The following is a 12,799-nucleotide window of genomic DNA, read 5'->3' as shown; positions in this document are numbered from 1 at the left end:
CAACTATGCAATGTCCTTGTAATCCTGAAAAAGACTATAAAAACTGCTGTCAAATAGCTCACAAAAATATTAACTCTGCTACTACAGCTGAACAACTAATGCGATCTAGATACAGCGCATTTGTATTAGCCAATATTGACTATTTACAAAAAAGTCATCACTCTTCTACTCGACCTACTAAAAAAGAGAAAAGAGAAATCGAAAAATGGACTACATCTGTAAACTGGTTAAAACTAGAAGTTTTAAACTCTACATCAGATACGGTTGAATTTAAAGCCTACTTTATGGAAAATGGATCTATCAACGTTATTCACGAAAACTCAAAGTTTGTGAAAGAAAATGGACATTGGGTTTATTTGGGAGCTGCTGAATAGAATAATTTAAAACATAAATCCTTTTTCAGCTTGCATTTCTTCTGTTAAATATTCAGATTTAAATGCTACTAATTGTCCTTCCTTTGCCACACTGTAATCTAAACAAATCACCTTATCATTCTCAATAACTGGATTTCCTTTTAGCCAATAATGTCCAAAAAAGACTGGTTTATTTGATGTGTAATAAAATCCTTTATCATCTTCAATTAGTTCATTTCCATATTCAACAGGGCACATCATTAAAATATCACTATTATTTCTTCTATTTTCTATAGGTTGCCACCATTTTATCCTACATTCTTTTCTTTCAACACCGTCTTTATCAAAAAATGTATGTCCATTTTTTAAAATAATTTCTTTTCCTTTTAAAGTCTCCTCAATAACTCTATTTTCAATGGAGTCATTTTTTATAAAATTGGCAAGAAAATCAATTGTTAGTTTTCCTCTATAGTTATTTTTTATCCAAGAAATGTGCTTATCATCCCAGCAGGCATGAACTCCTCTAAAATTATCCTTTTCTATAAACAAAGGCAATTCCTTAAACCAGTTTAAAAATAGTTCCAACTCTTCATCAAAACCTTTAAACTGTTTTAATGTTTCAAAATGCTGATTGATTTCTGTAAATGTATGCTTTCTATAAAAACCTCCATTTTCTTTATCTGGCGTATGAAAACAAACTGCATTAAACTCATGATTTCCCATAATAGCTTCTGCAGATCCTTCATCACACATATTTTTAACAATATGAAGTGTTTCTCTAATTTTTGGACCTCGATCTATGTAATCACCCAAAAACACTACTTTTCTACCTTTTGGATGTTTATATACACCTGAATTTAAACTATAGCCTAATTTTTGAAGTAACTTCTCTAACTCATCTGCATGTCCATGTATGTCCCCAATTATATCGTAATTCATAAAAAATAAATAATCTTAAAAGTTATATTCAAATTTAATTTATAAATATATTACTAAATAACTTTTTCCCCTTCTCCATACCATTCAGTAATAGTTTTGGAAATTTCTTTTTGCCAATCTTTTATACTAAATATGCTAGGTATCGATAATGAAATTATACTACAATCTTTTTTTTCTAGTTCATATGTACCAGATTTTATGAAACTTTTTTCGCCTGGATATACAAGAGCAACTAATTTTGCATCATAATAATGAGAGTATGCATACATTTGTCTTAAATCAGCTGGTGATGGGTTATATCCATTTAAATTTTTCCATTTTGTATCTAAAACAATACAATCATTCCTGTCTCTATTAATTACAATGTCTGGACGCATTTCAGATACTCTACCCTTTTCTGGTCTCCAAAAATATTTAGATGTTTGTGCTGTAATTGTTGATCCTATAGGTTTATACTTTCTAAGACTTACATAAACAAATTGTTCCCACAATAAATTCATATCAAACAATAATGCAAGAATATTATTCTTTCCAACACTAACATCTGGATGATAATTTAACAATAACAACCTAGCTATTTCTATTGCATTTTTGTACCCTTCTGTTTTACGATTGTAATTAATAGTTTCGAACGTTGCTTCACTGACTATTATATCTAATAGTTCTGGAAAATCTAATAAAATCGACCCTAGTTCGCTTTGTAATGTTGAATTTGTATTAACTTGATTTAATAACTTTAGTGTTTTAAGTAAGATTTGATGCAATTTATGATTACCATCGTATGTAGAGTACTTTACATAAAATCGTTCTTTATGCACACTATTTTTTTGAATGTTTTTTGAGAATTGTAGCCTTCCTTTTAAAGAATTACAATTGCCTTCTGTTTTTCTGTATTTTTTAATTAAACCTTTATGTATTAAATAATTTACTTCTTTTACAAATAACTCAATATAAAGATCTAAAATAGAGTTAGATTTCAGTTTTAAAGAGCTTAAACTTGGTGCTTTTACATTGAATATACCTACAGATTGTAACATTCCTATTAAAAAACTATTCCAGTCTTTTTTAACAGAAATATCGCTATTTTTATTAACTTTTTTATCTGCTTTTGGTAGAATGTTAATTGTCAAATTACCTACTTGTAGCACTCCAACATATTCACAAAAACGAACTCCTTTATTTGTTAAAGAAAAGAAAGGGACACCTTTATCTCCATAGAACTTACCTAATTGATTAATTATAGTTTCATCAACTAAAATACCATCAATCTTTTGACCAACTTTAATAGTTTCGTGTTCAAAAACAGTTATGTATTTAGATTTTTTATTCACTCTGGTTTTTTAATAGTAATTCTATAGCATCTAAAAACTCTATCGTATCCATATCAATTACATTCAATAAATGAAATACTTGTCTCTCGGATAAACTATCAGCATCATAATTGTTTATTGAAAAGTTTGCAAATACGTTATTCTCATTCTCCTGATTATTTTCAAAAAAACCTTCTCCTAATACCAATCCAATTTTACCATAATCTCCGAAAAAATACTCTTGCAATAAGGGTACAATTTTATTTTCGAAGCAGTCTTTTAGTTTATCTAAACTATCTACAGATAAGAAATAACTATGCCCTATTTTATGATCTCTATCAATTAATTTTTCAATTCTCTTATTGATAGTAATTAGCAATTTTTCTAAATCAATATTTTCAATTATCCCTTCTATTTCTCCAGATTTCCCTTCTGTTTTTATTAGCTCTGGTTTTGGCATCATTTCTTTAAAAACAAATCTACGTCGCAATGCAGTATCTAGAGCTTCTACACTCCTATCAGCAGTATTCATTGTACCAATAATATAAAGATTTGGAGGAACTCCAAATTCTTTTTTACTATATGGTAATTTCACTTCTAGAGCTTCCGAATTACCCATACGCTTATCTTTTTCAATTAAAGTTATAAGCTCTCCAAAAATTTGTGAAATATTTCCTCTATTAATTTCGTCGATTATAAGAACAATAGGTTCTGCTTTTTTTCCGAATTTAGTAATAGATTGATTAAAAACACCTTCGTCAAATTTCTTTATAATTTGAGATGTTTCTATATCTCTTGATATTTCTTCTTCTTCCTTATTTTCCCTTTTGTATTCTTCAAATTCGTTTGATTCAAAATCTTTTAACCCTTTAAAAACGGCATAAAACTCTGTTAATCTCGGAGAAACCCCAACAGTTTCTTTTATTTGCTTAAGACTATTTATTTCCTCTGTTGAACTAAAAGAATCATACATTTTCTGTAAATTTTCTTTAGTTAAAGGTGCAACATGCCTTGCAACAGAACCTTTTGCTCTAGCCCTTATTGAATCATTTTTATTAATTTCAAATATCTCTGTAGGTTTGCCAGTAATCGATTCAAAATAAGGCTTTGGATTTGCTTCATTATAATAATTTAAAAAAGCTTCATATAAAGTATCGAAAGTATAATTATTAGTCTTATTCTCTCCTTTTTTTGATGCTAAATAACAATTATAAGCTGCCTGGGCACAACTAGATTTAAAAATACCAGAAATTACTTCATAAGAAATTTGTTTTTCATTTTCTGAATTTTCATCAATTATAGGTTTAATTCCTTCCACAAAATCTTCGTAACTCATACTTTGATGAAAAGTAGTAAAAATGATTTGCTCCCTTTTTCTTAATTCCTTAAAACGATTGGTTAGCTGTTTTCTATCTTTTAAATTTTCTAACAAAAAAGATGAATCAATAATTTCTAAAGCTTTATTTATAGTGTTATAAGTTTTTCCTGTTCCTGGAGGGCCATAAAGAATTTGATTTAATGACATATTTTTTGAATTATTATCTTCTATTGAATCTTGTTTAATAATGTTTTTATTAAATCTTTCTTTTAAAAAATTTAAATATTTCCCTACTCCTGCAGAATAAAATCCTTTTAATCCATAGGATGGAGACTTTTCATTATAATACTTTCCATTTTTATTTCGCTGATCTATAATTAAATCCTCGTAAAGTGAATTAATCTTTCTAATATCATTTATATCATAAATGTTATAAGTTAAAATATCATTCAATTTTTCAATTGCATTTAAATAAGAACTAACTGCATTACTATTCTTCTTTTTGGTTTTATTTAACCAAAGTTGAAACTCTTCCTTTAAATTTGATTCAATACTCATTTCTGAATTTAAATTTGAATATTTATCAAACCTCTTTCCAAGTTTCTCTTTCATCTTCTTAAACTCTTCTTGGCTAATTCTATGTGCAACAAATTGAGGGTTTTTTGCTTTCTCTTTTTTAATACATTCATCAACTATCGGAATGATAAGCTCTAAATTTTTATCAATATCTGATAACATTTCTTCAAGGTTTGAATACTTATCTTTCCTAGATTTAGTTTTAATTGTACACATTTTATTGCTATCTGGACTTGCATAAGAATTACCAACAGCATTATCAAGAGGGGTTTCCAAAGATTTTATAAGGTTTAATACTGAGGTATTCTGCCCTTCATCAGGTGAGTTAGTTTGTGTAAATTCAAAATTATAACTGTATGTTAAAAAGTCAGCAGACACTTGAAAAATTAAATCAATACAATCACCAGAAGATCCTGGAAAACCAACAGGAATAGTCCAAAATGTTAATCCAAAATATCTTGATTTTTCTGTTCCTATGAAGTAATCTGTTTTAGCTCCTTTTGATCCATTCTGTCTTAAAGAAAATGTAAAATTTGGATCTTTTTTATTTTTTTCAATTAACCAGTTATAAACTTTTTGTTCGTATTCTTTATAATCTATCATTAACATCTATTTTTTACGAAACCATTCCTATTTCAAAGATTTCAATAAATTGTTTCATTTTCGCAATTATTCTTTCGCCAATAGTTCTGGCTTTTAACACACTTGGTCTATTTTCTAAACAGCCAAATATTTCATTTCTTATAGGTTCTTGTCCGCTATAGATATAGGCTTCAATTAAATTCTTGAATTGAACTTCGTCTAGATTTTCTTCTTCGCATAAAGTATGTAACGCTTTTATTTTTTGCTCTTGCCAAAACTTTTCAAATTCATCTTGAATTAAATCTACGTCTTCAATATTAGGTAAGTTTTCATCTATAAACTGTTCTATTAATTCTCGTTTACTTCTTAATTCTACTTCTCCACCTAACAACTCAATAATTGCTTTCTTCTGTTGTTTAGCATCTGACTCTTTAGCTTGTTTTAACTTGGCTAATAATTTTAATATATAAGCTACATTAATCTCATCTCTATGAATAAGCTCTAATTCAAAATCTACATCATCTAGAATAGAAGTTTTTTCTTTTTGGTGGTCATTTTTAACCTTGTCATATAAATCTAGATACTTGCTTTTATAATCTTCAAAAGCCTGTTCACTCATAGGTAAATCGTCCCAAGAAAAATCTGTAAATGATGCCAATACATTTTTTATTCTTACTAAAGCTCTAAAAGCACTTACAAATGCTAGTTCTTCGTCTTCACTTGGCAACGTATCAACACTTTTTACGGTTGGTGCAATTTTTAATAATTCAACAAAAGCTTCACTAAATTTCTTTGCAATAGTATCATATGGAGGTACAAAAATATCTTCTTTTGCATTCTTGTTTGAAAACAATAAAATAGCATCATCAGTTGCTTGTTTTAAATTTCTAAAAACCACTATATTTCCTTGTGATTTTTGATCATTTAAAATACGATTGGTTCTGGAATATGCCTGTATTAAACCGTGATGTTTTAAATTTTTATCTACATACAAGGTATCAACTTTTTTAGCATCAAAACCTGTTAAAAACATATTTACAACCAATAAAATATCTAACCTATCTTTTTCATCAAAGGTTACTTTTTCACGTTCTTTTAAACGCTTACTAATATTTTTAAAATAATTTTCAAATTGTTTGCTGTCTTTAGTAGAAAAGGCTGTGTCAAACATTTTGTTATAATCAACAATATATTCTTCTAATTTTTCTCTGGTATGATTTAATTTGTAAACTGGTTTTGGTTCGGCTGCCTTATTTTGAGTATCTGGTAAGGATCCTGATGCTTCTTCATCTTCTTCATTTGCTCCGTACGTAAAAATGGTAGCAATACGCAAATTGTGCTCTCCAGCTTCTTTCTTCTTTTTAAATAAATCGTAATACTTTATTAAATTTTCAATACTACTAACTGCAAAAATGGCTGAATAAGTTCTGCTATGCGTTTTTTGATCGTGATATTTTATAATATAATCTGTAATTTTCTCTAATCGCTTTGGAGAGTCTAATACTTCTTTAGTATCTATAGCCTCAACATCTATATCTACAAAAGTGTTGCTGTTTTTCTTATACTTACCAATGTACTCTATTCCAAATTTTAAAACATTTTGATCTCTAATAGCATCTGTAATTACGTATTTGTGCAAACATTTGTCAAATAGATCTTTAGTTGTACGTTTTCCTAAATCGTTTTTTGAAGCATTGTCTGCAAAAATAGGTGTTCCAGTAAACCCGAAAAGCTGACTGTTAATAAAAAAATCTGTTATTTTTTTATGTGTATCTCCAAACTGACTTCTATGACATTCATCAAAAATAAAAACAATGTTTTTATCTTTTAAATGGTTCATACTTTTTTGATACCTACCAGGAGAAATGGCATTATTTAATTTTTGAATGGTAGTTAATATCAACTTGGTATCATCGGTAAATTGTGAAACTAACGATTTTGTATTATTAGTAACATCTACACTATCCTTTTTAAAGCTGTTAAACTCTTTCATTGTTTGGTAATCCAAATCTTTTCTATCTACTACAAATACAACTTTGTGTACTTGTGGTAAATCCATTATAATTTGACTTGCCTTAAATGATGTTAATGTTTTACCAGAACCTGTTGTATGCCAAATATAACCGTTCTTTTCTGTAGTTTTTACGTGATCTATAATGGCTTCAGTTGCATAATATTGATACGGACGCAAGGCCATTAAAATTTTATGTGTTTCGTTTAAAACTATGTATTTAGAAATAAATTTCCCTAATTGATTGGTGTTTAAAAATGAAGATGAAAAAGCTACTAAATCTGTTATATTTTTATTGTTTACATCTGCCCAAAAAAATGTTTGCTTAAATGTTAAAGCTGCCAACGGATTGTTAGAGTAATACTTTGTATTTACACCATTGCTAATTACAAATAGCTGCACATAATTAAATAAGCTATAATTTGTCCAAAATGAATGCCTTTTATACCTACAAATTTGTTTAAAAGCTTCCTTTAGCTCTAACCCTTTGCGTTTTAACTCAATTTGAACCAACGGTAAACCATTTACTAAAATGGTAACATCGTACCTGTTTTTGTAGCTTCCTTCTTGGGTTATTTGATTGGTAACCTGAAATAAATTTTGTGTCCAATCTTCTGTATTAAAAAACCGTACATAAAAAGTATCTCCGTTGTCTTTTGTTAACTGAAAACGATCTTTTATTTTTTTAGCTTTTTCAAAAATAGAACCTTTGGCTAAATTGTTTAAAATAGCATTAAACTCTTTGTTTGAAAATGTGGTATTGTTAAAGGTTTCTAACTGCCTTTTTAAATTTGCTAGTAATGTTTCCTCGTTATTAATTACAACACACTTATAGCCTAACCCACTTAATTGTTTTAGTAAGTTATTTTCTAATTCAGCTTCAGATTGATGACTCATAGCATTCTTTTTTTCAATCAATAAATTTAGTGAATAGAACTTGAAATTTACACTTCATAAAAAATAGTTTTAAAATTATCTTCTATTGCTTTTACTTCTCTTTCTTTCAAAATTGAAAACTCTTTTTTTAATGCTCGTTTAGATAAAACACCTTTATTTTGCTCTAAAAAACGAACCAACATAGCAACTGTTTTATCAGGCATTTCAAAATTATTATCTAGGTATTTTTTAAACTCATCGTAGTTTTGAAGATAATTCACTTCTTCTGGAATCACTCTTTCTAACGTATCAAATACACAGTCATATAAAAATTCCGCTTGTTTTGTAGCATCAAAATAACGATAAAAATCAATAGTTTGATTGGTTACTTCAACATTATGATTTGTAGTTTCTTTATATTGAATATAGTCTAATAATGGGTGTGAATAGTTTTCTAACACCTTTCTATAATCATTAATATGATCTAAAATAGATGCCGAAACAGGAAAAATAACACCTTGCTTTGTAAATTCTTTTTTTGCTAGAATATGATGAATTAAGTAACGATGTATACGCCCATTTCCATCTGTAAACGGATGTATAAACACAAAACCAAATGCAATTGCTGTTGCAGCTAGTACTGCATCATAGTCTTGTTCTTGCATTATGGCATTTGCAGCTATTAAACCATTTAATAGATGCTCTAAATTTTGTTGTTTGGCTGAAATATGATCTGGAATTGGTTCACCTGTACTTCTATCGTGTTCACCAACAAAACCTCCTTCGGTTCTCAAGCCCATTTTTGTAAACCTACTATTTTCTATTACTATTTGTTGTAAGCGGATTAATTCTTCAATATTTAATTCTTTTTCACCTGCTTGCCCAATGGCTTTTCCCCAACGTGTTGCTCTATTATTGGTTGGATTTTCTCCTTCTATGGTAAATGATGCCTTGGAATCTTTTAATAATAAAAATGAAGAGGCTCTTTGCAGCACATCTTTATGTATACTATTTAAAAATGTGTTTTTTTGGTCTGATAAATTTGTTTTTATGTATGCTTCTAATTTTTCAGTTTTAAATATTAACGGACAAAAATCTACAGTTCCTGGAAGATTGTTTATTATTTTATGTCTTTTTGAACGTGTCCCTTTAACTGCAAACTGAATTTTTTCATCTAACAATGGCACAAAGTTTTTAATAGTTAAATCTGGAATATTCAATTGTTTTTGCTGTAGCCATTCGTATAAAAACCAAATTTTACGACTGTATTGTCCTGTGGGCTCAATCTGTAGTAATTCTGTTATTTCTTTTTCTTGTAATTGCTCAAATAACTTTTTAAAAAACAATAGATTTACTCCTTCATATTTTAAGGCAAAAACTAAATGTTTATAAAGCGTATCATCAAAAGTATTTCTGTTTGAAAACACTTTCCATTTTTTTGAACTATAACTGCGTCTTTTTGTACTAATTATTGCTAATTGTTCTGGAAATGGCATAGGTAATTGAAACCCTTCAATTAAAGCACCATAGCCAACTAATGTGCCTTCTTCTGGAGTTTGTACTCCTTGAAAAATTGTTATTTTTAGTGAAAAACGCATATTATTCATTGCTTTTGGTGAAAAATAGTTATTTTTTATACTTCGTGAAAAACACTTATAAATGGTGAATACTGCTTACTAATTACTATTTAAGGTGAAAAACACTTATTCAAATATACTGGAAAAATAGGTTTTTAACTGGAAAAACAGGTTTTCTTTTGATTATTTTCGGAAAAACAGGTTTAAAAATGTTGGAAAAATGGGTTAAACAATGGAATTTTAGGTTATTTTATATACAAAAATGGCTAAATAGGTTTTAAAATAGGTGTGTAAACTTAACTAATTCGAGCTAAAATAGGTTTAAAATTAAAACTGCGCATTTTTACCTTCTATCAAATAACTTCAATTCCAGCTCTGCTAAAGACAATTGTTTAAACTCGTCTATTCCGTTTCTAATAGTTTTAGCAAATTCTATAACCGCTCCATAATTTGAAGCATTTTTAAACTGTGTCCAAGATTTAACTTCTTGAGTAGGTAAGTTATTCAATTTTGCTATTTTATTAAACTCTTCTTGTATTACTCTATCTACCGGAAAGTGCGGTGGCATATGAGTTAACTCTTCTAAACACCACAAATACTTTAAATATAAGTTCAACATTTTTTGAGCTACTCCAAAATTTATAGGGATAATTTCACCTTCAATTTTTAATTGCTCACTAAAGCTTACAATTGACTTTATATGTTTAATATGTTCTTTTTCTGAAACTTGAACCGAATAATAATCTTTAACAATCTTCTCAACCTCTTCTCTTAATGCTTTTCTAAAAGCAGTTCTTGTTTTTTCAGGATAATTTTGTGTGTACACATTAGCACGTTGAAATGCACCACCAAAAGTGAGTATCCAAATTTCATTATTTATAAAAGTCTTTTTCATAATTTTTAATTAATTTATTGCTACATTATTATTTTGTTATTGAACAAGTTACATTTAACAAACCAACAATAATTTCTATAAACTAAAATAAGGTTGTAAATTTACACCGAGTTTCTCTTACCAGTTGGAAGAAGGAAATCGAAAAACGCAAGCCTAGATGCTATGCGTTTTTTGCTTTATTAGAGTTCTAGTAATTTTCTTCTATTATATTTATTTGCAATTATTTTATATTATTCCAAGTTTTACATTTTTCATAGAAACCATCTAACATTGCTTTTACGTTCTCATCTGTAATTTGCTCAATCCAGCTTTCGTAACTAATTACACCTACTTTACATTCTTTTGCTTTATTGACAATTTCCTTTTCATATTCAATTTTAATATCGTTAAACTTATTATGATCATCTATTCTCTTTTCAATACACTTAATAATTTTTCCTGAATTAACTATATCATAGAATTGATTATATTCTTTTTTGTTTAGTTTTAATTTAGATTCAGGAACTACAACATAGAAAAATATGTCACAATTTTTTGAATATGTGTTTTCAGCAATACAAGCAACATTTCTAGCGGCTTGATTATAATCTGGTGCATTTTTAGTTCCTTTACTTAAAGAACTTCCCATTTTTGCTTCAATAATTCCAAAATTATTAGCATTATCATTAACTGTTAATTTACCTTTTTTCTTTTTTTTACTATAATCAACTGAAAATTCACCTAGAGTAATATCTGCGTGTGTGTAGCCTTCATTATTTATTTTTGCATTTACAAACGGACTAGAAATTAATGCTTCAGATGTCCAATTTTGTATTTTACTAAAATCTATAATTACTTTTTCGTTATTCTTTAATACTAGTTTTTCTTCTATAGAATAATAAACCAACAATCTTGTCATCCAACCTTCATTATATATTTCTGTTGGATTAATTTTATCTTTAATTCCTTTTATTACTTCTAAATTCATCTCCATAGCATTTTAATTTACACAAACAACTGCTGCAACAAGCCTTTTTTAAAGGTTTGGGTTTTTAGCAATTGTTGGTTTACGGTTTCTATTTTTGTGTCTAATGCGGACAAATAATTGGCAATTTTTTGTTGTTCTTTTAAACTCGGTAGACTAAACTTTATTTTTTTTAATTGATTGTAAGAAAGAACTGTTTGAGATGTCCCTACACTATATTTACCAATATAGTTTTGATAATAATTAAGATTCTCAACTATAAAATTTGGATCTCCCAAAATAGAATTAAAAACTGGATAGTATGTACTAATTATTCCAGTAATCCCTAAATTATTAAGATTAAATGTGAACTTTCTATTATCACTTCTTGATCTATAAGTAATATAATTTTCAGGAATTATATTAAAACCAATATTATTTCTTTCAGTCAATCTGTTTTCACCATAATAATCACTTTGTAACATTAACCCTTTATTAGATGATGTCAAAACTTCAAACTCGTCGTTAACCTTTGAATTTTCTTTATATTCTATAATCAAATCCCCTAACCTCTTCTCTTCCCAATCTGGAAAAGCCTTGCTATTTTCATCCCCTTCGACTTCGCTCTGGACAGGTTTAAACCTCAACTGCTGCGAAAACAATTGCTGCATTGCTCCTTTTTTGTATTGGGTTAATAACTCTTTTTTGGTAGTTAGTTGCTGTATTTTGGTATCTACAGATGTTAAAAAACTGGCTATTTTTTGTTGTTCTGGGAGTTGGGGAATGTTGAGTTTAAATTTTCTTAAACTTCCAACTAAAACATTTGGTTGGGCTCCTGATGCATTAAATTTATAAACTTCCTTCATCCCATAATCACTTGTGAGAAAATGTACTAAAAAATAGGGGGAAGTTTTACTGTCACAAGTTATTTTAGCAATATTTTGTTGAATATGAAATTTATTGTTTTCTTCAATTACAACAGCATTTCCAATACTTCCAACACAAGGATAAACTATATCTCCAATGGATAATCTTGAACGTTTTAATTTCATTGACAACCTATCTGAAATATAAGAAAGATCTCGCAATTCCAATTTACCTTTACCTATATTATAACCACGAAGAGCAATTATTTCTTTATTTTCATCTTCAACCCAATATTGTGAATATTCATAACCTGCTAATCTTGTAATTGCTGTAATTTCATCAAATTCCTTGCTTTTAAATTCCCCTTCAAACTCTTTAAAGCGTAGTTTTGGTGTGAGGGTTTTGGGTTTTGTTGGTGAGATTGCCACTTCGCTATCCGTAATTTGAGAAACAGATTGCTTCGCTGCGCTCGCAAATACGTTTTTGTTGGTATTAGTATGTTTTGTTTTGTTGGTCATTTGGTTGTTTTGTGCACTAATTAATGAGATTCTG

9 protein-coding genes are annotated in these 12,799 nt (G+C 28.4%); 1 reads left to right on the top strand and 8 read right to left on the bottom strand.

Annotated elements, in window-relative coordinates:
- Positions 1-5: 5 nt before the first annotated feature.
- Positions 6-374 carry a YchJ family protein gene (locus R3X25_RS09055; RefSeq protein WP_317674033.1) on the top strand — a complete coding sequence of 123 codons (369 nt, stop codon included), beginning with the start codon at positions 6-8 and terminating at the stop codon, positions 372-374.
- Positions 375-380: 6 nt separating this feature from the next.
- On the opposite strand, the gene R3X25_RS09050 is transcribed toward R3X25_RS09055, so the two are convergent.
- From R3X25_RS09050 to R3X25_RS09015, 8 genes are all read right to left on the bottom strand, one after another.
- Complete coding sequence (locus R3X25_RS09050; protein WP_317674031.1) at positions 381-1,292, bottom strand: metallophosphoesterase; 912 nt, start codon at positions 1,290-1,292, stop codon at positions 381-383.
- A 53-nt stretch (positions 1,293-1,345) separates the two neighbouring features.
- On the bottom strand, positions 1,346-2,623 hold the full coding sequence (locus tag R3X25_RS09045) for a 5-methylcytosine restriction system specificity protein McrC (RefSeq protein ID WP_317674029.1): 1,278 nt from the start codon (positions 2,621-2,623) through the stop codon (positions 1,346-1,348).
- Positions 2,616-5,099, bottom strand: a complete 2,484-nt coding sequence (locus R3X25_RS09040) for an McrB family protein (protein ID WP_317674027.1) — start codon at positions 5,097-5,099, stop codon at positions 2,616-2,618. Before R3X25_RS09040 ends, R3X25_RS09045 begins: the two co-directional genes overlap by 8 nt.
- A gap of 13 nt (positions 5,100-5,112) precedes the next feature.
- Entirely contained in the window at positions 5,113-7,986 is a 2,874-nt protein-coding gene (locus tag R3X25_RS09035; RefSeq protein ID WP_317674025.1) for a type I restriction endonuclease subunit R, read from the bottom strand.
- A 47-nt stretch (positions 7,987-8,033) separates the two neighbouring features.
- Positions 8,034-9,563, bottom strand: a complete 1,530-nt coding sequence (locus tag R3X25_RS09030) for a Fic family protein (protein ID WP_317674022.1) — start codon at positions 9,561-9,563, stop codon at positions 8,034-8,036.
- 322 nt (positions 9,564-9,885) lie between these two features.
- Positions 9,886-10,437, bottom strand: a complete 552-nt coding sequence (locus tag R3X25_RS09025) for a hypothetical protein (protein ID WP_317674020.1) — start codon at positions 10,435-10,437, stop codon at positions 9,886-9,888.
- Positions 10,438-10,657: 220 nt separating this feature from the next.
- Positions 10,658-11,404, bottom strand: coding sequence for a hypothetical protein (locus tag R3X25_RS09020; protein ID WP_317674018.1), 747 nt, complete (start codon positions 11,402-11,404; stop codon positions 10,658-10,660).
- Positions 11,405-11,421: 17 nt separating this feature from the next.
- A complete protein-coding gene (locus R3X25_RS09015; RefSeq protein ID WP_317674016.1) occupies positions 11,422-12,765 on the bottom strand; it encodes a restriction endonuclease subunit S in 1,344 nt (447 codons plus the stop codon).
- Positions 12,766-12,799: the final 34 nt, after the last annotated feature.

This window comes from Lutibacter sp. TH_r2 (genome assembly GCF_033101135.1).
In the GTDB taxonomy this organism is placed as follows: Bacteria; Bacteroidota; Bacteroidia; order Flavobacteriales; family Flavobacteriaceae; genus Lutibacter.
This window is presented reverse-complemented; position numbering and strand designations above follow the sequence as displayed.